19 protein-coding genes are annotated in these 21,950 nt (G+C 60.6%); 3 read left to right on the top strand and 16 right to left on the bottom strand.

The annotated features are described in order from the left end of the window. Nucleotides 1-8: 8 nt before the first annotated feature. The 11 genes from DDE77_RS04910 to DDE77_RS04860 all read right to left on the bottom strand — a co-directional run bounded on the left by DDE77_RS04910 (nt 9) and on the right by DDE77_RS04860 (nt 11,848). On the bottom strand, nt 9-740 hold the full coding sequence (locus DDE77_RS04910; RefSeq protein ID WP_108396333.1) for an SDR family oxidoreductase: 732 nt from the start codon (nt 738-740) through the stop codon (nt 9-11). A gap of 34 nt (nt 741-774) precedes the next feature. Continuing rightward, nucleotides 775-1,749: an ABC transporter permease gene (locus DDE77_RS04905; protein ID WP_108396332.1), complete on the bottom strand. Its 975-nt coding sequence runs from the start codon at nt 1,747-1,749 to the stop codon at nt 775-777. After that, nucleotides 1,739-3,241, bottom strand: coding sequence for a sugar ABC transporter ATP-binding protein (locus tag DDE77_RS04900; RefSeq protein ID WP_108396331.1), 1,503 nt, complete (start codon nt 3,239-3,241; stop codon nt 1,739-1,741). The genes DDE77_RS04905 and DDE77_RS04900 overlap by 11 nt, the downstream gene beginning before the upstream one ends. A gap of 59 nt (nt 3,242-3,300) precedes the next feature. Then, nucleotides 3,301-4,212 (bottom strand): ABC transporter substrate-binding protein, encoded by a 912-nt coding sequence (locus DDE77_RS04895; protein WP_170116480.1) that lies wholly within the window; start codon nt 4,210-4,212, stop codon nt 3,301-3,303. Nucleotides 4,213-4,304: 92 nt separating this feature from the next. Further along, entirely contained in the window at nt 4,305-5,186 is an 882-nt protein-coding gene (locus tag DDE77_RS04890) for a helix-turn-helix domain-containing protein (RefSeq protein ID WP_108396329.1), read from the bottom strand. Nucleotides 5,187-5,395: 209 nt separating this feature from the next. Continuing rightward, nucleotides 5,396-5,803 carry a VOC family protein gene (locus DDE77_RS04885; RefSeq protein ID WP_108396328.1) on the bottom strand — a complete coding sequence of 136 codons (408 nt, stop codon included), beginning with the start codon at nt 5,801-5,803 and terminating at the stop codon, nt 5,396-5,398. Between the two features lie 151 nt (nt 5,804-5,954). Next, on the bottom strand, nt 5,955-7,358 hold the full coding sequence (locus tag DDE77_RS04880; protein WP_108396327.1) for a CehA/McbA family metallohydrolase: 1,404 nt from the start codon (nt 7,356-7,358) through the stop codon (nt 5,955-5,957). Nucleotides 7,359-7,441: 83 nt separating this feature from the next. Next, nucleotides 7,442-8,545, bottom strand: coding sequence for an ABC transporter ATP-binding protein (locus DDE77_RS04875; RefSeq protein ID WP_108396326.1), 1,104 nt, complete (start codon nt 8,543-8,545; stop codon nt 7,442-7,444). Between the two features lie 6 nt (nt 8,546-8,551). Next, nucleotides 8,552-9,382 (bottom strand): carbohydrate ABC transporter permease, encoded by an 831-nt coding sequence (locus DDE77_RS04870; protein WP_108396325.1) that lies wholly within the window; start codon nt 9,380-9,382, stop codon nt 8,552-8,554. A 4-nt stretch (nt 9,383-9,386) separates the two neighbouring features. After that, nucleotides 9,387-10,325 carry a carbohydrate ABC transporter permease gene (locus DDE77_RS04865; protein ID WP_245895092.1) on the bottom strand — a complete coding sequence of 313 codons (939 nt, stop codon included), beginning with the start codon at nt 10,323-10,325 and terminating at the stop codon, nt 9,387-9,389. A 173-nt stretch (nt 10,326-10,498) separates the two neighbouring features. Beyond that, nucleotides 10,499-11,848 (bottom strand): extracellular solute-binding protein, encoded by a 1,350-nt coding sequence (locus tag DDE77_RS04860; protein WP_108396599.1) that lies wholly within the window; start codon nt 11,846-11,848, stop codon nt 10,499-10,501. A gap of 281 nt (nt 11,849-12,129) precedes the next feature. On the opposite strand from DDE77_RS04860, the gene DDE77_RS04855 reads away from it, so the two are divergent. Continuing rightward, nucleotides 12,130-13,167, top strand: coding sequence for a LacI family DNA-binding transcriptional regulator (locus tag DDE77_RS04855; protein ID WP_245895091.1), 1,038 nt, complete (start codon nt 12,130-12,132; stop codon nt 13,165-13,167). 11 nt (nt 13,168-13,178) lie between these two features. After that, nucleotides 13,179-15,104, top strand: coding sequence for a DUF5054 domain-containing protein (locus DDE77_RS04850; RefSeq protein WP_108396324.1), 1,926 nt, complete (start codon nt 13,179-13,181; stop codon nt 15,102-15,104). Nucleotides 15,105-15,122: 18 nt separating this feature from the next. On the opposite strand, the gene DDE77_RS04845 is transcribed toward DDE77_RS04850, so the two are convergent. Together DDE77_RS04845 and DDE77_RS04840 are read right to left on the bottom strand one after the other, a co-directional pair. Continuing rightward, nucleotides 15,123-15,377, bottom strand: a complete 255-nt coding sequence (locus DDE77_RS04845) for a hypothetical protein (RefSeq protein WP_108396323.1) — start codon at nt 15,375-15,377, stop codon at nt 15,123-15,125. A 102-nt stretch (nt 15,378-15,479) separates the two neighbouring features. Next, on the bottom strand, nt 15,480-15,947 hold the full coding sequence (locus DDE77_RS04840; protein WP_108396322.1) for an Lrp/AsnC family transcriptional regulator: 468 nt from the start codon (nt 15,945-15,947) through the stop codon (nt 15,480-15,482). Nucleotides 15,948-16,069: 122 nt separating this feature from the next. Between DDE77_RS04840 and putA the strand changes: the two genes are divergently transcribed. Beyond that, nucleotides 16,070-19,444: a bifunctional proline dehydrogenase/L-glutamate gamma-semialdehyde dehydrogenase PutA gene (gene putA / locus DDE77_RS04835; protein ID WP_108396597.1), complete on the top strand. Its 3,375-nt coding sequence runs from the start codon at nt 16,070-16,072 to the stop codon at nt 19,442-19,444. Between the two features lie 309 nt (nt 19,445-19,753). On the opposite strand, the gene DDE77_RS04830 is transcribed toward putA, so the two are convergent. The 3 genes from DDE77_RS04830 to DDE77_RS04820 all read right to left on the bottom strand — a co-directional run bounded on the left by DDE77_RS04830 (nt 19,754) and on the right by DDE77_RS04820 (nt 21,940). After that, the gene (locus DDE77_RS04830; RefSeq protein ID WP_108396321.1) at nt 19,754-20,242 is read right to left on the bottom strand and encodes a GAF domain-containing protein; all 489 of its coding nucleotides are present in this window, start codon (nt 20,240-20,242) and stop codon (nt 19,754-19,756) included. Between the two features lie 133 nt (nt 20,243-20,375). Further along, nucleotides 20,376-21,110 (bottom strand): ABC transporter ATP-binding protein, encoded by a 735-nt coding sequence (locus tag DDE77_RS04825; RefSeq protein ID WP_108396596.1) that lies wholly within the window; start codon nt 21,108-21,110, stop codon nt 20,376-20,378. Then, nucleotides 21,107-21,940 carry an ABC transporter ATP-binding protein gene (locus DDE77_RS04820; protein WP_108396320.1) on the bottom strand — a complete coding sequence of 278 codons (834 nt, stop codon included), beginning with the start codon at nt 21,938-21,940 and terminating at the stop codon, nt 21,107-21,109. The genes DDE77_RS04825 and DDE77_RS04820 overlap by 4 nt, the downstream gene beginning before the upstream one ends. Between the last annotated feature and the right edge of the window lie 10 nt (nt 21,941-21,950).

The following is a 21,950-nucleotide window of genomic DNA, read 5'->3' as shown; positions in this document are numbered from 1 at the left end:
GGAACGCGTTAGACGCGGTCGAAATTGGTTGGCAGGACGATCATGTCCCGGATGGTCACGGTGCGCTTGCGGGTGAGCATATAGACGATCGCGTCGGCGATCTCCTCGGGATCTATGAGGCTGCCGCTTTCCTTGGCCTTGCGCAGGTTTTCTTCAGGCCAATCTGCCAGGAGGGCCGAAACCACCGGGCCGGGAGAGACCTGAGCCACGCGCACGCCATGAGGGATCATCTGGCGGCGCATGCCCTGCACGAAGCTGGTGATCGCCCACTTCGAGCCGGAATATACGGGTTCCCAATAGGTCGGGAAATGGCCTGCGATAGAGCAGGTGACGATGATGTCACCCGTCTTGCGCTCGCTCATGTGCGGCACCACGGCATGGACGTTCTTCATCACCGCATTAACGTTGAGGTTGAGCATGCGGTCGATGGCTTCGGGCGTCGTTTCGGTCAGATCGCCGCCTATATAGGTGCCGGCATTGCAGTAGAGGATGTCGATCTGGCCGACCTTCTCCAGGATCTCGGGGATCATGGCATTGCAGCTCTCAGGGTCGAGCAAATTTGTGACCTGAGGAATAGCCTTTTCGCCAAGCTCGGCAACGAGGTCCGTGAGACCCTTTTCATTCCAGTCCACCATGACCACGGTGGCACCTTGGCCCAGCAGGGCCTTGGTGGTGGCAAGACCGATACCCGACGCCGCGCCGGTGATGACCGCGACCTTGCCCTGCAGCGACTCTGTCATTGTATTCTCCTGGTTGGATGAGTTTGGCCGGGGCTCAGCGCCAATCACGGCCGATATAGATCGCCAGCAGGATGATCGCTCCCTTGATCACGTCCTGCAGGTAAGGGTTGATACCCATCAGGTTCAGCCCGTTGTTGAGGATACCCAGCAGCACCGCGCCAATCAGCGTACCCAGGATAAGGCCGCGACCACCGGCGATGGCGGTCCCGCCTAGAACGACAGCGGCAATAGCATCGAGCTCGAACCCGACACCGGCATTGGGCTGTCCGCTCATCAGCCGGCCGGTGAGGATTACCGACGCGAGCGCCGAAGTCAGGCCCGAAATGCCGAAGACGATCAGCTTGACCCGGTGGGTCTTGACGCCCGACAGGCGCGCCGCGGTTTCATTGCCGCCCAGGGCATAAACGTGGCGCCCAAATGCAGTGCGTTCAAGCAGAACCCAGGCGATGGCGTAGATCACCACCATGATGATAACGGGCACCGGCACGACCCCGATGCGCCCCACGCCGAACCAAGAAATCCAGCTTGGCAGGCCGCTGATCGGGTAGCCGCCAGAATAGATGAGGGCAATACCGCGCGCCATGCCCATGGTCGCTAGCGTCACGATGATGGAGGGCATCTTTCCCCAGGCCACCAGGGCGCCGTTGAAGAGACCGATAGCGAGGCCCAGAAGCAGGCCCACCGCCATCGCTGCTTCACCGGGCAGGCCAGAATTGACCATCAGGCCCGCGGTGATGGTGCCTACCAGCGCCATGACGGCACCGACAGACAGATCTATGCCGCCCGTCAGGATAACAAAGGTCATGCCCACGGCGAGGATGCCGACAATGGACACTTGGCGTAGCACGTTAAGGAGATTATCCAGGCTAAAGAAGTTGGGGCTGGCGAGCGCCATCAATACCGAGACGACGATCAGCCCGACCAGTGGCAGGGTCAGAGGTGATTGCAGCAGGCGTGCAAAATTGCGGCCGGGGCTCGTTGCCTCGCCAGCAGCGGCTTCATGCGACATGTTCGATACTCCCGGTTGTTGCGTGCGTCATGATCTGCTCGGAACTGATGGCCTCGCCTTCCACGGTGGCCACGATGCCGCCCTGGCGGAACACACAGACACGGTCGGACATGCCGATCACTTCTGGCAGTTCGGAGGAGATCATGATGATCGCATTGCCCTGTGCGGTGAATTCGCGCATCAGGGCGTAAATTTCAGCTTTGGCGCCGACGTCAATGCCCCGGGTGGGCTCATCGAAAATCAGGACCTTCATTTGGTGATTGAGCCAGCGCGCGATGACCACTTTTTGCTGGTTGCCACCCGACAGCGTGTCGACGCGCGCATTGGGGCCCTGCGCCTTGACGCGAACCTGGTCCATAGCGGTCTGGGTCGCCTTGCGTTCTTTCTTGAGATCGAGGAACCAATGGCCCTTGCGATACTTGCCGTAATTGTTGAGCGAAATGTTCTGCAGGATCGAGAAGCTGGTGATCAATCCCTGCTCTTTGCGGCTTTCGGGCAGCAAGCCAATGCCGTGATAGAGCGCTTCGTCAGGGCCGGATAGGCGCTTTTCAACGCCATCGATCTTCAGGGTGCAACTGGCCACCGGGCCGGCGCTCAACATGGCAAGAACCGTCTCGGTACGGCCGGAACCAACCAGACCCGCAAAGCCGAGGATTTCTCCCTTGCGCAGCGTGAAGCGGGAGACCGGGCCATTCTTCTTGATCCGGAGGTTGTCCACTTCGAGCACAACGGGAGCGCTGGCTTCAAAAACCGGCTTCGGTGGGAAGCTGCTTTCGATGCGGCGGCCCACCATCATCTCGACAAGGCGGTCATTATCCACTTCGGAGACAGCGCAGGAGCCGACGAACTCGCCATCGCGCAGCACGGTGATGCGGTCGCAAATCTGGAAGATTTCTTCCAAATGGTGGGAAATGAAGATGATGGCGACGCCCTGCCGGCGCAGCTCGCGCATGACCTTGAACAGATGTTCGACTTCGGTTGGCGTCAGGGTTGCCGTGGGCTCGTCCAGAACTAGGATACGTGCATCAAGCGAGAGCGCCTTGGCGATTTCGACGAATTGCTGTTCGGCAATCGAGAGGCGTTGTACCGGCACATCCAGCGGCACATTGACGCCCAGCCGCTGCATGATCTCGCCGGCGCGCTTGCGCATGGCGCGACGATCCAGCAGCCCAAGGCGATTGCGCAACTCGCGCGCGAGGAACATGTTTTCGGCCGCATTAAGATAGGGAATGAGGCTGAATTCCTGAAACACGATGCCGATCCCTGCAGCTATCGCGGCGTCATAATTGGCGAAATGGTGTTCAGTCCCTTGGATGCGGATCGTGCCAGCGCTTGGCGGGATGATGCCGCACAGAATTTTCATCAGCGTGGACTTGCCTGCGCCGTTCTCGCCCAGAAGCGCGTGAACTTCGCCGGAACGCACCTCCAGATCGACCCCGTGCAGGACTTCGATCTTGCCGAAGCTTTTGCGGATGCCTTGCAGTTCCAGCATCGTGCGCTCCCTTGTTTGAGACTCCGCCCCTGCAACATGCGGGGCGGAGCGAGTAATAACTACCAGCTGAACTCAGCGGCGTTCTCTGCGTCAACGACCATGACGTCGATCGGCACTTCCTTGGGAACAACGCGAGCGCCCCACTTCTGCGCCAGCGCCATGGCAAGACCAACGCGAACCTGGTCACGCGGGAACTGCGCCGTGGTTTCGATGAACGGACCACCTTCGGAAATGGCCTGAACTGCTTCTGGCGCACCGTCGACCGAGGTCAGCTTGATGTCACGGCCCGAGCCCTGGATTGCGGCGAGAGCACCCATGGCGCCACCGTCATTCACCGAGAAGATGCCGGCGAGGTTGGGGTGGGACTGGATCATATTCTCAACGACGCCCAGCGCCACGGAACGATCCTGGCGACCGTTCTGCGTGGTGACGAGGTTGATGCCTTCGAATTCTTCGAGGGCAGCCTTGCAGCCTTCAACACGCTGCAAGATCGGCACGACGGGGATGCCGTCGAGGATTGCGACTTCACCTTCACCGCCGAGGGCTTCGCCCAGGTATTTGCAGGACATATAACCGGCATCGCGGTTCTTGGAGCCGACGAAAGTGTCGACCGGGCCATTGGCATTGGCGTCGACGGCCACGACGATCACGTCCTGTGCCTTGGCTGCATGGACAGCGGCTTCAATGCCGGCGGTGTCGGTGGGGTTGAGCAGCAAGATGTCGATACCCTGCTGGAGCATGTCCTCGACGTCCGAAATCTGCTTGGCAACGTCGTGAGCTGCGTCGGTTACGATGACTTCTGCACCCAGATCGGCAGCAGCTTCGTTCAGCGCTTCCTGCATGGAAACGAAATAGGGGTTGTTGAGCTCCTGGAACGTCATGCCGATCTTGATCTGCTCCTGGGCGGAAGCGCCAGAGGTAGCCAGAGCAAGGGTCAGCAGGGAAGCGGAAAGGAGTTTGGTGTGTTTCATTGTCATGGTCCTCCCATGTTAATGTGGGCAGATTTGCCCCTGTCCGGACGCCGTCATGGCGCCCGAATTCGATTAAACTGAATTGCGGCGTATCAGCCGGTCATCGCCAGGTTCCGGTTTGCAGCAAACTGGGCCTTGAACTGGGAGGGCGACATGCCCTTGAAGTTCTGGAAGTGGCGATTGAAATTGGAAAGATTGGAAAACCCGACCTCGTAGCAGATGTCTGCCACCTTGATGTCTGTGTCCGTGAGCAGCATCTGGCAGGCGAGGTCGACGCGTAGTTGATTGCGGTAGCGCACCAGCGTCGTTCCAGTATGACGCTTGAAGGCGCGCGAAAATGCGCTCTGGCTCTGTCCAACCATTTCAGCGAGTTCAGCCTCGTCTATCTGCTCGGTCAGATGATCCTTGAGATAGGCGATGGCACGATTGATGCCGCTATCGTTGAAGCGACTGAGATCGAGCTGGAAGCTGAGGCTAGCCAGAACCTCGTGCTGCCCTTGGACTAAATGATCGAGTACTTCCCAGAACAACGCCAGGCGGGCGAGGCCCTGTGCCTCAATCAGCCGTTCGATCAGCGGACGCACATTCCCGCTTGTCTCGGCATCAAACAGCAGTCCGCGCCGGCTGCGATCAAGCAGCGGGCGGACGGCTTCCATCTCAGGCATCTGTGCACAGGCGCCATCGATGAAAGATTGAGGAAATTGAACAACGAGGGAGCGAAGCGGCACGATCTCGCCCGGCTCAATATCGCTGATCCAGTTCTGTGGCAGATTGGGGCCCGTTACAATCAGCTGGCCGGGTTGGAAGTCACCGACAAAGTCGCCAATGTAAAACTTGCCGGATGTGGCAACAACCAAATGTATTTCGTATTCAGGATGATAGTGCCACCGCACAGTCCTGAATGGATAGCCGTGCATCCACGCCGAAAAGGATTCACCTTTTCGTATATGGACAAGCTCCAGATCGGGCTGCACTGGCAATCTCCCTAGAAACTATTCACCTGCGGGCAGTTCAGTGCCCCTGGAAGTTTCATCGTGTGCCTGCAGGTTACCCCATGGACTCGTAAACGATCCACCTCAGCCCGGGGGTGAATCTGATACTATTTTGACCACTATGCGTCAGAAAATGAGGATTCTGGGAATGTGGGTGCACGGCAGGTCTGCAAACAGGGAATGCAAATCGGTTAGCTGTTCGCCTGGAGCCATACGGGATCGGGTTCGATCGCGGAAATAATGTCGATGAGGATACCGTTGGGATCAGCCGCAATGAAATGCCGCTGGCCGAAGACTTCGTCCCGCAAAGGCTGAACGATTTTGACGCCTTCGGCATCCAGTCGCTCGTGTTCCAAGATCGCATCCTCGACGTAAAGGGACAACATGACGTTTTGCGTTGTTCCGCGCCCCTGAGGCGGGATCGTTTCATGATCGGGGACAATAAAGGCGAGTTCGAAGGGAATATCTCCGCCGGCACGAAGGTGAATGTACCAATCGCTTGAAAAAATGCGCGAAAAGCCGAGGTGCTGTTCATAGAACCGTGCTGCCGTTTCGATGTCTGCGATCTGAAGCAGGGGATAGAAGCTTTGTGTCTTCATCGGGCGTCTCCTTGTGCGGTTCAAGGCGACATCGTGCTTGGAAGGAAAGACAAGATTTGTCAGGAGGGATCCGGCAAGCGGGGTCGCTACTTAGGTCGTCTGCGTTTACTTAGGCAAACGCCCGGTTCGGGGCGTTGGCGTGCAGCAAGAGTTAGGGGCGGATATAGACGGGGTTGCCGAGCGCGCGGCGGATGGGCTGGTCGGCAAGGTTGACGCCGCGCAACTGCCAAGGCAGTTCGCGTCCTTTGAGCAAAGCAAGGAATTCGGCGGCGAGACGCTCGCGGCTCCCTTCGGCGATGATTTCCGCGCGGATGAAACCTTGCGCAGCAGGCATAGCCATTTCGTGCCTCCAGCTGTGGCTGGTGATAGGGATAGAGGCGATTTGTCCGGTCGCATCAATCAGCGATAAGCGGTCGCCGCCTGCGCCGCTCACTTCAAGAGCAAGTTTGCGCGCCGCTATGACTTCGGACCCCATGGGCTGGCCGTCGACGCTCATCACCAGCGAAGGACCGGTCGGACTCTCGGTGATATAGCCGCGCCCGGCCTTCATGGCGGCGAGAATGGCATCTTCGCCAAGCTCGGGCAGCCAGAGCACTGTAGTTGGTCGGGCAAGGACAAGCGGACCTTCTGGCCGGAGTTCGACAGGTTGATGATAGTCGGAGCCGCCGATCGCAGAAAGCCGCAGGCCGGATGCGAGGCGGTTCTGCCAGCGCTCAAGAGCGACCCAGTTCCAGGCCATCCAGGTGGATTGCCAGACTTCCTGGCAATCAGCTTCGGGCAGCTCGTATTCCCAAGCGATGGGTGGCTTGTCGTGGTTGATCGAGAGGAGCCCACCCTTGTCGTGCACCATCCGCGCAAGCATGTGCGCGTCGGACGGCTTGGTCATGCGGAAGTCGATCCAGTCGTCCACACCATAAACATTGGCGTGGCCTTCGGCGGTGGTGACTTCCATCGCGCGCACGAACACCAGATCGGGGGACGATTGCGGATGGAAGTAGCGGCGCTGGGTGATGGTGTTGTGATCGGCAATGGCGAGGAAGTCGAGGCCGGCCTGCTTGGCCGCAGCATGGAGAGTCTCGGGCGATCCCTTGGCGTCGGAATGGAAGGTGTGACAGTGAAGGTCTCCCTTGTACCAGCCGGCCCCCTGGCGCACGGGGAAGGTGCGCTCGGGTTGCGGCTCAAGCGGGCGAGGGGCGGCGTCGAGGACGATGGTGACAGTGACGTTGGTGCCGGTTTCGGGAACTTTGTAGAGGCCCAGGATCACGTGCCAACGGCCGGGCTGAATGGCGCCGTGGACGTAGCCAGGGGTCGCATCGTCGGTGGCGATAAAGAAGCAATCGCGCGCGCCACCGCTCCAGCCGCGGAATCCTTCCGAGGTGGGATAGCCAGTGTCGCGCGGGTCGAAGGCGCCGAGATCAATGATGCAGTCATCAGCTTTGGGGTAGGCGAGGGTAACGTCGATGCGCGTGGTGCCGGCGGGTACGTCGAATGGGATGTAGAAGTAGGGATTGGCGGCCTGATCAGCGCGGGTGATGTGGGCGGTGATGGTGGTCATTCTAGCAATCCAGTTCCATGCTCCCGCCCCAGGCACTGAGCGCTTCTTCCCGGAAGGAGAGGTGTCGACCAAGGCTATTAGCTCTATTCGCCCGCGGCGGGGATGCGGTCCCCTTTGCTGTTGAACAGGTGCACGTGCTCGGGCGAGAAGGCGAGGGTGACGGTTTCGCCTAGTTGCAGATGGTCGTCGGTGAAGATGCGGGCGGTCACGCGGCCGGCGTCGGCGCGATCCACCGTGACGAGGCTTTCGGGGCCCATGTTTTCGTTGGCAAACAGCGCCGCAGTGATGGTGTTGGGGGCGCTGCCCTGGGCGATGTGAAGGTGCTCGGGACGGACGCCGAGGGTGAGCTTGCTGCTGGTCGCCAGGGCCTTGCCAATGACGTCGGTCATGGGCAAGGGGGCGATGGAAAGGCCATCGGCACGAAGCTGCAGGCTTCCATTACCATGGCTGGCTTCTACCTCGACTAGGTTCATCGGAGGATTGCCGACGAAATTGGCGACAAAGGTGGTTGCGGGGAGGCGGTAGATCTCGATCGGGGAGGCGTATTGGACGATGCGGCCCTGGTCCATGACAGCGATGCGGGTGGCGAGGGCCATGGCTTCGGCCTGGTCGTGGGTGACGTAGACTGCGGTCATGCCCATGTCGCGCTGGAGATGGTTGAGGAAACCGCGCGCCTCGAGGCGCAGCTTGGCGTCAAGGTTGGAGAGCGGTTCATCGAAGAGGTAGACTTGGGAAGGATAGACCAAGGCGCGGGCAAGGGAGGTGCGCTGCTGCTGGCCACCGGAGATTTGGCTGGGGAGCCGGTCGAGCAGATGGCCGATCTTGAGCACATCGGCGACTTCCCGGGCGCGGCCGTGACGTTCGCTGACCGATTTGCCGCGCACCTTGAGCGGATAGGCAATGTTGTCGGCCAGGTTCATGTGCGGATACAGCGCATAGTCCTGGAACACCATGGAAATCTGGCGATCCTTGGGGTGGTAGTGCGTAACGTCTTGGCCACCGATCAGGACCTGGCCCAAGGTGGGTGTTTCAAGGCCAGCAATCATGCGCAGGCTCGTGGTCTTGCCGCAGCCGGAGGGGCCGAGCAGGCAGACGAATTCACCATCGCCAATCGAAAAACTCACATCGGACACGGCATTGAAGCTGCCGAAGCTCTTGGTGACGGAACGAAACTCAACAGATGCCATGGTGCGCTAGGCCTTGATGCCGCCAAAGAACCGGAAGCCGAACTTCCAGCTGACGAAGAGATAAAGGACGATGACGGGGAGCGAATAGATCAAAGAATAGGCAGCTAGGAGGGTGACGATCGGCGTGCCCGCTTCCGAGTAGAAAGAGTAGATGGCTACTGATGCCGGCATCTGGTCGTCGCTGCGCAGGAGGATGAAGGGGATCAGGAAACTGCCCCAGATATTAACGAAGCTCCAGACAACCACCACCACGATGCCCGGGCGAATGACGGGCAGGGCAACATCGAAAAAGGCCTGCACCGGGGAGGCGCCGGCCACCATGGCGCTTTCCTCATAGGATTTGGGGATCGAGTCGATGAAGTCGCGCAAGATGAACATGGCGGTGGGCAAAAGGCCGCCGGCAAAAGTCAGGATCACTGCAAGGTGCGTGTCGATAAGGCCCGCGGCCGAAACGATGAGGAAGATCGGCACCATGGCGGCAGAGCCGGACACGACCGAGGAAAACAGCAGCAGGATATAGGTGACCGCGCCTTTGCCCGGCAGCGAGGAGCGCGACAGGGCATAGGCGGCAAGCGTTGCGGCCGCGCCGACGAGGATCACGCCCCCGACCGATTGGATAAGGCTGTTCCAGAGCGCCTGGACGGCGAAATTATTGCCGAAGACGGTGACGAAGTTTGAGAGCGTCCATGGATCGGGAAGCGCAAGACCCAGTTCGGCGCGAGCATTGAATGGTGCAAAGAGAAACCACAGCAGGGGCAGTGCGAAGGCGGCGCCTATCAGCGCGGCGAGGGCCGAAAAGGCGATGCGGCCGACAAAGGCGGAAAGGGTGAGCTTCATGGGGTCACCTCTTCTTTTTGCGGCCGATGCTGAGATAAACCAAGGCAAAAGCGAGGTTAATCAGCATCATGATGACGCCCACGGCAGCGCCCTTGCCGAACTGGAAGTCATTAAAGGCCACGCGATAATTGTAGATGGAGACCAGTTCCGTTCGATAGCTAGGCCCGCCATTGGTGAGGAGGAATGGGGTAAAGGTGTTGAACGTCCACATGGTGATGAGGATCAGATCGGTGACGATGTGTCCCCGGATCAGCGGCAGACCGATATCCTTAAACTTCTGCCACGAGGATGCGCCGGCAACGTCGGCAGCCTGAAAATAGCTGGGCGGAATGGAGGAAAAGGCCGAGCTGAACAGCATCATGGAGAACGCCGCGCCGCGCCAGGTGTTGAACACCACGATGACCCAGAAGGGCTGCTGCAGGAGGAAATCGCCGGGCGGCAAACCGACGGCGCCGAGGAGGGCATTCAGCGTGCCCTGATCTCGGTCGAGGAAGGCGAACCAAGCAAAGCCGATGACGACTTCGGGGAGGATCCAGGCCGCGATCACGAAGGTTTCGGTGATGCGCTTGATCCAGGGTGGCACAGTTTGAATCAGCCAGGCGAGGAGCAGGCCAAGGAGAGCTTGGCCCAGCAGTGCCGATGCCAGGACGAACTGCGTGGTTAAGATCAACGAAAAGCCAAACTGGCCACGCTGGAAGAAATTGGCTGGATCGAACAGGGCAAAGTAGTTGGCGAGGCCGACGAACTCAGGGTTCAGCGCCGTCCGGCCCAACAGGGTGCGATTGGTGAAGGAAACAAAGATCACCCAGAAAAAGGGAGCGATCACAAAGATCGAGACCAGCAAACCTGCAGGGGTGAGGAACGCCGCGCCAGCCCGGTTGGACAGGAGAGCGAAGTTTTTCACCTTGCGTTTGGGCGCGTCTGAATGGGGTTCGGTGGTCATCTTGTGATCTCGCGTCGGCATCGCTGCGGCGTCTGCCCTGGATGATCGTTCACCCCACGGATTGGGCTTGCAGGTTTGTGGCCGCGACCTGTTGATTCGACAGCTCACCATGAGGGCTATGAACGTTCGGTGAGTGCCCGGCACGCCCTGGCGCACCGGGTAAAAGGAGGAGGCTAGAGCAAGCTGACGGTGTTCTCTTCGCCAACGATGCCGATCACAGAGGCCTTGTACTGAGCCATGGCGTCCTCGGGCGAGAGTTCGCCCGAGACGACAGCTTCGGTCATGCGCTGAATTTCGGCCGAAACGGCGTTGTAGTGCTCGTCGTTGGGGCGGGCCGTGGTGAGGGGGAGCAGGGTCTGGCTGGTTTCGGTCAGGAACGGGCTGTTGGGGATTTCAATATCCGTGCGGGCCGTGATGCGCGGCTGAATGGCCTGGAACGCATTTTGCATTTCGGGCTCGTTCATGAACGATAGCAGGGCCCAAGCTTCCTTGGGCGTATCCGTGGCTGGATTGAGCACAAAGCCTGTGCCGCCCGAGATAGTCACGAAATCCTGGCCGCGGATGCCGGTTCCGGGTTCCTTGGCAGGGATCTTTGCCCAACCCATGACTTCGTCGCGATTGGGTACGGCGAACTCCGACCCTTCAGGTGTTACCGAGCGGTAGAAATAGTCACCTTCGAACAGTAGGGCCGTCGTGCCGTCGCGGAAATTGGCAAAGGAGCGGTTGCGTCCATCAGCAAGGAGCTGTGCGCGTTGGTCGCCGAGTTGCTCGTCGACATAGATGGTCTTGTAGAGATTGAGGGTGTCCAGGATACCTTGGCTCGAAACGATGTACTTGCCGCTGTCGTCGACGACGCTTTCACCCGTGCCGAGCAGCGCAAGCCAATAGCCCTGCATGGTTGTGGCTTCGCCCATTGCCACGCCGGCGTTGAGCTGGATCGGGAAGCTATCGGGCTTGGCCTCCTTGATCGCGCGGGCAGCTTCGAGAATTTCCTCCCAGGAAGTGGGCTGCCAATTGTCGGCGTCGATGCCGGCTTCGGCAAGGATGTCCTTGCGCGTGTAGAGCATGCGCACGTCTGTGCCCAAGGGAATGCCGTAGTACTTGCCCTGGTACTGCATCAGGGCCCTGGAGCCTTCGGTGAGTGCCTCCCAGCCCGACCAGTCGTTGACTTCAGGGCCGGCCACTTCATCCAGCGGCTTCAGCAAACCGCCTTCCACAAAGCTGGGGATCAGGAAGCCGTCGAAAGCTGTCACATCGGGGCCGGCCCCGGTGGAGAAATCGAGCGCCAATTGCTGGGTAAGCTGGGCGTCTTCGCCGCCGAATTGATTGAGATTGACGTTGATGTCGGGGTTGGCCGCCTCGAAAGCCGGGATTACGCTGTTCTCGATCCACTCGGCTGTGCCGCTGTTGACGCCGCCGATGACACAGCGGCAGGTAATGTCCAGATCAACCGCGAAGGCGGGTGCGGCAAACGCCGTGGCACCAATCAGGCTAAGCGTAAGGCTGCGCAGACGATTGCTCATCGCAAAATCCTCCCATGTGATGGCTCCGAATTCTCCGGTAGCCGGCTTCGCCTTCCCAGGGGAAAGCTGCAGTGCAAGATTGAACACGATTTCAATCGCCGTCAATGCGGAGAATTCGCTTAGCGCGTGACTGATCCATTCGCTTTTGCCAAGCTCTTGTTACGGTGCTGTGACATAGCGCCGATAATTGGCGCCGCCAAAGAAACCTGTCTGGCGCTTGACAGTCGAAGGGCTGACGGTCAGTTAAATGAACACGATTTCATCGGTTCGGAGCGCTCTTAGTGGAGGAGGTTGGTGTTACGCGCGGCAGAGCCACGGCGGAAATGGTCGCCAAGCGCGCCAATGTTTCGCGCGTCGCTGTCTCGCGGGCATTCAACCCGCACACCTCACTCAAGCAGGAAAAGCGCGACCTGATCCTGCGCATAGCCCAGGAGCTGAACTATACGCCCGATCGTGCAGCGCGGGCGCTGGTAAGCGGCCGCTCGCATCTGGTGGGCATTATAGTGCCCGATGTCTGCAGCCATTGGGAAAGCCAGGAGATCGATGCGCTGACCACGGCGCTGCAGGGCGAAGGGTTCGCCACGCTGCTGTTCAAGACGCGAACCGACTACAGCATGGACGAGAAGCTCCTGGCCTATATGCGCGGCTTCAATCCGGATTCGGTGATTGCCTTTGTAGAGAACGTCAAACCGGCGATCCTGGCACGGTTTCTCGGTCGGGCCGTTCCGATCTATGTGCATTATCCCGACGTTCAGGTTGAGCGCGAGGTGGAGAAGGGACCACTGCATGACCGGCTCAATGTGCTGCAACGGGCTGGGCTGGAGCAGGCTGTCGCTCTGCTTCAAGGCTATGGCGCGCAGCAGATCGCCTATGTGTCCGGAGTACGCAAGTCTCTTGCCAATCAGGCGCGCGAGCAGATGTTGCGCACAGTGATGGTCGAGCGCGGGCTGCCACCGCCGATCATTGCGCCCAGTGATTACAGCTATGACATGGCCTACTCGGCGACGCTGGATCTGTTCCGCGTCGGGAAGGGCGCTGATGCGATCTTTGCCGCTAATGATGTCGGCGCCTTCGGTGTCCTCGATGCGCTGCGTCACGAGCTTGGCCTGCGGGTGCCTGAGGATGTCAAGGTCGTTGGGTTCGATGATATCGCCCAGTCCCACTGGAAGAGCTACAACCTCACGACGGTGAAGTTCGACCTCCAAGAACGCGTGCGAGCGCTTGTTCGCCTCATCCTCCGGCGGCTCAATAATCCCGACGCTCCGGCGCTCGAGGAAACTTTGCAAACCAGGCTCGTCGTGCGCGGCACCGTGGGCTGACGGATATTTCAATGACCAATTCCCTGATCCACCTCATCTTCAAGACCCATCTCGATATAGGGTTTACAGACCATGCCGCGCGTGTGCGGCGGCAATATCATGAACAGTTCATTCCGCAGGCCATAGCCACGGGGGAGCACTTCTTTGCTGAGAACCCGGAACAGCCAGCCTTTATCTGGACTACGGGCGCCTGGCTGATCTGGGACCATCTTAGTAGCCTAGACGCCGAGCGCGTTGAACGGCTGGAACGAGCCATAGAGCGCGGACTCATCGCGTGGCACGGCCTGCCGTTTACGACCCACACCGAGCTGATGTCGCCAGCCCTGTTCCGCGCGGGCCTGTCCTATGCACAGGAACTGGACCGGCGCTTTGGCAAGAAGACCATTGCCGCCAAGATGACCGATGTTCCTGGGCACACCCTGGGCATGGTGCCGCTAATGGCGGAGGCGGGCATTCAATTCCTTCACCTTGGCGTCAATACTGCCAGCCCGGTACCGGATGTGCCGCCGATCTTCCGTTGGCGGGCGCCCGATGGGTCGGAAGTGGTCGTCATGTACCAGGCGTCCTATGGCGCAACGGACTTTCCGGCCGGTTCGGACATCGGCCTCAGCTTTGCCCATACCAACGACAATATCGGTCCGCAAAGCGTAGGGCAAACAGTGGAGGCGCTGCGTCATATCCGCCATGCTAATCCGGGTGCGGAGATCAAAGCATCGACACTGGATGCGTTTGGCGCAGAGATGTGGGCGCGGCGCGAGCAGTTCCCGATCGTTGAGCACGAAATCGGCGATAGCTGGATACATGGCGCTGCAACGGACCCGCACAAACTGGCCTGTTTCCGCAGTTTGCAGCGGCTCTATGACGGGTTCGAGACGCTGACGCCGGAGCGGCTGGCATTCGGGCGCGACCTGTGCATGGTGACCGAACATACCTGGGGTGTCGACATCAAGACCTATTTGCGCGACGAGGCTGCCTGGGATCGAACCGACTTCGAAGCTGCGCGGAAATCCGACTATCGCTTTGCCTATGCCGAGCAGTCCTGGGCGGAGCAGCGCGGCTATCTCGATGCAGCGCTTTCACATCTCAGCCCCGCTGACAGCGCAACGGCGGAGAGCACCTTATCCGAATTGGTGCCGCCAACACCACCTTCCGAATGGCGGAGCGGCCAGAGCCTTGAGGACAATGGCTGGAGCGCGGAACTGGATGGAACAAGCGGAGATATCGTCCGCATCGTTTCTCCCAATGGCCGCACTGTTGAAGGATTAAACGGAGCGCTCTTTGCCTATCGGCATGAAAGCTATGACTGGTCTGAGTTGCAGCGCCACCTCGAAAGCTATCTGCAGCACCGAGATGAATGGGCCATCCTTGATCACGACAAGCCAGGTCTAGACAAGGCCCACACCGCCAGAACCGCTGTTTTCGCGCCTTCTCATCTGGGCATCAGCGGCGAGGGATGCGCCGTTTCCGAGCTGCCGATCGACGCACGCGAGCAAGTTGGAGGGCCGGCGCGCCAGGAGATTTCCATTCGTGGGCTAGACGCCGAGCGGCTCGAAATTAAGCTGGTGCTGCGGGACAAACCGGCAAACCGTATGCCTGAAGCCGGTTTCTTTAGCCTTAGCCCAGCCGCTGCGGATCAATGGTCTTTGCGCAAGATGGGCCTGTGGCACGACGGGCACAAAATTGCCCGCCGTGGAGGTGGTCAGTTGCAGGCTGTCGAGGCTGTGCGCGCCGCAGTTCAAGGCAGCTCGGTCGAATTCAGCCTGCTTGATGCTGCCCTTGTGGCGCCCATAGCAACGCCGTTCATCCCCTTTCAATCGGAAGTGCCGGACTTCAGCCAGGGGCTCCGCATCAATCTCTACAACAACAAATGGGGCACGAACTTCCCCATGTGGTGGGAAGGTACAGTGGTCTTCAGGGTTGTCGTTACGCTCTCATGACCCTTGCGGGACGTCAGCCTAGTTGCCTGGCGCAGCATCTTCGCCAGACTCTGGCTGTTCTTCGTCCACTTCTTCGGCGGCCATGAAAATTGCCAGCTCGGATATGAGCACGGCCGCTGTTTTGCGGTCGATTTCGAGCGAGATGAAGCCCTCTTCAATCTCCAGGTCCAGGATGCCCACATGGTCTTTTTCGACCTCGACCACGCGGATCTGACAGTCCAGCAACTTGTTCAGTTCGTCGTTGTCGAGTTCGTCGTTGTCGATCTCGCTCATGGGACAGTGCTCTCTTTGTAAGTTGAACTGCTACCCTTAGAGCTTCCAGCCCAATAAGCAAACGGCGAAGGGCGTTAGCCCTTGGGAATGGCCTTTAACCGCTCATTCTGCATCGTCTTTCACCGCTTCCATGGAGACATGGGTCGAGGTGTGGGCGACGTGGGGGAGGGCGGAGATCTTTTCGCCGAGCACTTCGCGATAGGCGCCAATGTCCTTGGTGCGGACCTTGAGGAGGTAGTCAAAGCTCGAGGCGATCATGTGCGCTTGCTCGACCTCCGGTAGGGCGCGGACGGCCTTGTTGAAGGCCTCGAGGGCTGCCTTGCGGGTGTCACTAAGGCGGACTTCCACAAAGGCGACGTGGGGCAGGCCGAGGCGTGTTGGGTCGATGACGGCGCGGTAGCCCAGGATAAAGCCTTGGTCCTCCAGGCGTTTGATGCGCGCTTGGCATGGGGTTTTGGAGAGGTTTACCCGTCGGCTGAGTTCGGCGACGCTGATGCGGCCGTCGCGCGCGAGCTCTTCGAGAATACGCCGGTCGATTTGGTCAAGTTGGCTCTGATCCGGGTTGGTCATAGGCGAAAGTCCTGAAGCTTGGACCATCTATGTAGCATTAGGCTGGCGTGGAAGGCGAGATCGGGAAAATAGCCGCATGCTGATCTGGCAGGATCGATCAGTTTTCCTTGGATGCTCTGCCCATGATTTCCGCTGCCGATGCACGCCGCGTGCTTCACTCCCGTCTTTACGCCGATGAGGCGGATTTGGTCCGCAGCCTCTTCGCCGAAACGAGGCTTGACGAGGCTGCCCGGGCCGGTATTTCGGCGGCTGCGGTGGAGCTGGTGGAGGCCGTCCGCAGCGGCACCAAGCTAGGGTTGATGGAAAGTTTCCTTGCTGAGTATGGGCTCGACAGCGAGGAGGGGCTAGCGCTGATGTCGCTGGCCGAGGCACTCTTGCGCGTGCCGGACAGCGAGACGGTGGATGCGCTGATCCACGACAAGGTAGGCGGGGCCGATTGGGCAAGCCATTTTGGTGGGTCCCCGAGCCCGCTGGTAAACTTCTCGTCCTGGGCACTGAACCTGACCGCCGATGTGCTGGGGGAGCCGGAGGTTGGACCCAAGAACGCGCTGCATCGGGCGGTGGCGCGGCTGGGAGAGCCGGTGATCCGGACGGCGGTGAGCCATGCAATGCGGCTGATGGGGAGCCAATTCGTGTTTGGGCGAACCATTGACGAGGCGATCGGAAATGCCCGGAAGCCTGAGGCGCTGGGCTATCGGTACAGCTATGACATGCTGGGCGAGGCGGCGCGAACAGCAGAGGATGCGCGGCGGTATTTTGATGCTTATCTCAAAGCGATCAATGGATTAGCGCCGCACTGCATCCATGGTTCGGTGCGTGACAATCCCGGCATTTCCGTGAAGTTGTCGGCGTTGCATCCGCGCTATGAAGTGGCCCAGCGCGATAGGGTGATGGTGGAGCTGGTCGAGGCCACGCGCAAGCTGGCGATTGCGGCGGCTAAGGCGAACATGGGCTTCAACATCGATGCCGAGGAGGCGGACCGGCTGGACCTGTCGCTCGATGTGATCGAGGCGGTGCTCGAGACGCCGGAATTGCAGGGTTGGCAAGGGTTTGGCGTTGTGGTGCAGGCCTATGGCAAGCGCGTGTTGCCGCTGATCGATTGGCTGGACGCCACGGCGGAGCGGCTCGATCGGTGCATCATGGTGCGGCTGGTCAAGGGCGCCTATTGGGATGCCGAGATCAAGCGCGCGCAGGTAATGGGTCTGCCCAATTATCCCGTTTATACCCGCAAGGCCGCAACGGACGTCAGCTATATAGCGGCGGCGCGCAAGCTGCTGGCGGCCAAGCGGATCTACCCTCAGTTTGCGTCGCACAATGCGCATACAGCTGCTGCCGTGCTGCACCTTGCCGATGCTGCAGGGCGTAGCATGGACCAGTACGAATTTCAGCGCCTCCATGGAATGGGCGAGCAGTTGCACGAAGTGCTGCGCAAAAAGCATGGCACGACGACGCGGATTTATGCGCCGGTGGGGGCGCACAAGGATTTGCTGGCTTATCTCGTGCGGCGCCTGCTTGAAAACGGCGCCAATGGCTCCTTTGTTTATCAGATCGCCGACAAGGACATTCCTGCGGCGCAGGTGGCGGAAGACCCCATCGGCAAACTGCTTGGGGCCGGCGACGCCATCCATAATCCGGCAATTCCGCTGCCCGGGGATATCTTTGGAAAACGTCGCAACTCCAGAGGCTTGGACCTGACCGATCCGCTGGCGTTCGGCGAGATGAGCGCGGCGCGGGAGGCTTTCCGCACCACAAGCTGGCATGCCTCTTCGCTTGGCGCGTTTGCGGCCGGAAGCGGCGAGGGCAGGCCGGTGATCAATCCAGCGGATTATGGCGACCATGTCGGCAGCGCGGTGCAGGCCAGTGCTGAACAGGTAGAGCAAGCCATTGAAGCGGCAAGCCATTCGGCTTGGCCAGACCGCCCGGTTGCGGAGCGTGCAGAGCTGTTGCGGCGGACGGCCGATCTTTATGAAGCCAATGCCGCCGAGTTCTTTGCGCTGTTGACCCGGGAGGCTGGCAAGAGTTGGCCCGACGCGGTGGCGGAACTGCGCGAAGCTGTTGATTTCCTGCGCTATTATGCCGATGAGGCTGGCAAGCTGACGGGCGCGCCGCGTGGGCCCTTTGCGTGTATTTCGCCGTGGAATTTTCCCCTGGCGATCTTTTCGGGGCAGGTGGCGGCGGCGCTGGTGGCAGGCAATCCGGTGCTGGCAAAGCCTGCGCCACAGACGCCTTTGGTGGCCTGGCGTGCGGTGCAGCTGATGCACGAAGCAGGCATTCCCACCGACGCGATTCAGCTTCTCATCGGTGGTCCTGATGTTGGCACACTGTTAACATCTCACACAGCACTTAGGGGTGTTGCGTTCACCGGATCGCTGCCGACGGCACGGCGGATCGAGCAGGCCATGGCGGAGAACTTGCCGCCGTCGGCGCCGCTGATCGCTGAGACCGGCGGGCTCAATGCCATGGTGGTGGATACGACGGCGCTGACCGAGCAGGCGGTGCGCGACATCATCGCCTCCGCCTTCCAATCGGCCGGGCAGCGCTGCTCGGCCCTGCGCATCCTTTATGTGCAGGAGGAGGCTGCTGAGCGCACCCTCCACATGCTCAAGGGCGCGATGGACGAGCTGGTGCTCGGCGACCCCTGGGCGCTGCGGACCGACGTCGGCCCGATCATTGACCAGCAGGCGCTCGACAAGATCACGAACTACATAGCCGAGCGGCAGGACCAGGTCATTCATCAGCTCCGGGCGCCGGGTGGCGGCACCTTTGTGGCGCCCAGTGTGATCCGGGTGCGGGGCATAGAGGAGATTCCCGAAGAAATATTCGGGCCGGTGCTGCATGTGGCAACATTCCGGGGGGACGAACTCGGCAAGGTCATCGGCGCGATCAATGCTTCGGGGTATGGGCTGACCTTTGGCATGCATACGCGCATTTCTTCGCGGGTGAAGAAGCTGGCGCGCCAGGTGCATGCCGGCAATATCTATGTGAACCGGAACCAGATTGGTGCCGTGGTGGGCTCGCAGCCGTTTGGTGGCGAGGGGCTGTCAGGCACCGGGCCAAAGGCTGGCGGACCGCATTATCTGCCGCGGTTTACGCTGGGAGCAGCGGAACTGCAAACTGGCGTGCTGGAAATGCCGGGACCTACGGGGGAGAGCAACCAGCTCCATGTTGTGCCGCGTGGGACGGTTTTGTGCCTGGGGCCGAGCGAAGCCGATGTGGCAGCGCAGCGGGCCATGGCGGAGGCGGCTGGGTGTGCGGTTGCGGTGGGGCAAGTTGATCCAGGCAGGCTGGTGGCGGGGTCGGGCTTTGAGGCGGTGGCCTGGTTTGGTGACGAGGCGGGGTTGCGGGAAATCCGCGTGGCGTTGAGCCAGAGGAGCGGGGCCTTGGTGCCGATCGTCACGGGACCGGGGGATGCCGGACGGCTGCAGCTGGAGCGGCATGTTTGTGTGGATACGACGGCGGCGGGGGGGAATGCTTCGCTGATGGCTTCGGCGGGGTAGGGGCGTGGGGTGGCACGCCCTCGTGGTTCGACAGGCTCACCATGAGGGCTACTGAAGGGGCAGGGTGGGCCTGGTCTATTACATCCGGCTGCTCGTCACCTTGGGCTTGACCCGAGGGGTCTGCACTTTTTCAACGTCCGCCAAGTGTAGTGCCCTCGGGTCGAGCCCGAGGGTGACGATTGGGAATGGGACGTCGTGCGCGGCACTGGCACACCCCCTCCCTGGCCCTCCCCGCAAGGGGGAGGGTGATATCGCGTATGTTGCGCCGCTTGTTCGTACTCCCGGGGGCCCCATCCCCTTGTGGGGTTTTTAGCGCGCGGCGAGGACGGCGAGTTTGGCGGGGATGGAGAGAACTTCGCGGATGGTTTGGAGGCGTTCGGGGGTGTAGTGGTGGGCGACGTCGAGCAGGTTCATGCAGCCGACGAGTTCGTCCTTGATGATGATCGGGACGTTGACCACCGACTGGCAGCCCAGCGAATTGATGAGCTCATGGTCGAACAGGACCTTGGCGATATCTTCGATGGTGTTGGCGACAAAGTATTCACGCTTGCCATGGACGATGTCGAACCAGGGACCGTAGTTGAGCGGCTTGGTGGCGGAGGTGGGGTAGCTCACCGGATCGCTGGTGTAGGCGCGGCGGGAGAGCTCGGCTTCCATATCAACCAGCATGATCGTGAAGAGCTTGGCGCCGACGGTGGCGCGGGCAAGGTCCTGCAGGGCGGTGAAGGCGGCTTCGGCAGTGGTCGCCTTGGCGATGGCATTGTCAAAGGCGACAAGGGCTGCGGTGTGGTCGATCATTGGTGGTCCTTGGTCTGGTTTTTGTGTGCTGACCTGAGATGGATCACCCGGACAAGCCGGGTGATGACGGTGGGGAGGGCGCCATGCTCAAATCAGCCGTTATTGCCGGGCTTGTCCCGGCAATCCATTCTCGTCAGCCGCTTGCGGTGGCTGCAAGGAGTTCCTGGGAATAGGGCTCGTTGAGCTTGCCGGCCTTGAGTTGCGCCGCATCCGCGATTTCGACGATGCGGCCCTGGCGCATGACGGCGAGGCGATCACAGAGGAAGCTCACGACGGGGAGGTTGTGGGTGACGAGCAGATAGGTGAGGCCTTGTTCGCGGCGCAGGCGCTTGAGCAGGTTAAGGATTTCAGCCTGAACCGAGACGTCGAGCGCGGAAGTGGGCTCGTCAAGCAGCATGATCTTGGGCTGGAGCATCAGGGCGCGGGCAATCGCGACGCGCTGGCGCTGACCGCCGGAAAGCTGGTGGGGGAAGCGGAAGCGGAAGCGCTGGTCGAGCCCGACATCGCGCAACACGGCCTCGACGCGTTCGCCGCGATTGCCAATGCCATGGATGGCCAGCGGTTCGCTCAAGGCTGCATCAATGGTCTTGCGCGGGTGGAGCGAGCCATAAGGATCTTGGAACACCATCTGCACCTGGCTCGAAACCTGGCGGTCGATATGATGGCTGCGCGCTTGGCCCAAGACGGAGATAGAACCCGTCCAATCGGGAGCAAGGCCGGCGATGGCCCGCAGAATGGTGGATTTGCCTGAACCGGATTCGCCCACCAGCGCGAAGCTTTCCCCTTCGGGAATTGCAAGATTGACGCCGTGGACGACCTTGGTGTCGCCATAGGAAATGTCGAGGTTTTGGATATCGATGGCGTTCATGTGCCAGCCCATTGGGTGCGGTCGAGCACCGGAAGTTCGTCGCGTGATTCATCGATTGTCGGCATGGCCGCGAGGAGCCCGCGCGTATAGGGATGTTGGGCGTTTTCGAGCTGCCCGGCCGCGCATTCTTCAACAACCCGGCCGGCGTTCATGACGAGGATCCGGTCGCAATAGCGGCTGACCAATGCAAGATCGTGGCTGATCAGGATCAGGCCCATGCCCTTGTCGCGTACCAAGGTGTCGATGATGTCGAGCACCTGGGCCTGGACGGAAACGTCGAGCGCGGAAGTCGGCTCGTCGGCAATCAGCAGTTCGGGCTCGGGGATGAGCATCATCGCGATCATTATGCGCTGGCCCATGCCGCCGGACACTTCATGCGGGTAGAGCCTGGCGACGCGCTCGGGATCGTTGATGCGCACGGCGTGGAGCATTTCCTGGATGCGGGCCTGAACGGCGCTGCGCGGCAGCTTCTGGTGGGTGACGAGGGCCTCGGCAATCTGCTCGCCCACGGTCATCACGGGGTTAAGCGAGAATTTTGGGTCCTGCATGACCATGGAGATGCGGGCGCCACGAATGGCGCGCATCTGCTTTTCGCTTTGGTCCAGAATGTCGATGCCGTCGAAGCGCAGCTTGTCGGCGGTGACTTCGCCGGGCTTGCGGATGAGCTTGAGGATGGAGCGGCCAGTCATGGACTTGCCGGAGCCCGACTCGCCCACAATGCCGAGGCGTTCGCGGCCAAGCGTAAAGGACAGGCCTTTGACGACTTCGACGCGACCCCGATTGGTGGGGAAGGAAACGCGCAGGTTTTCGACTTCGAGGAGGGTGGTCAATTCTTGCCCT

Origin of the sequence: Devosia submarina (assembly GCF_003056345.1) — a bacterium.
GTDB classification, from domain to species: domain Bacteria; phylum Pseudomonadota; class Alphaproteobacteria; order Rhizobiales; family Devosiaceae; genus Devosia; species Devosia submarina.
This window is presented reverse-complemented; position numbering and strand designations above follow the sequence as displayed.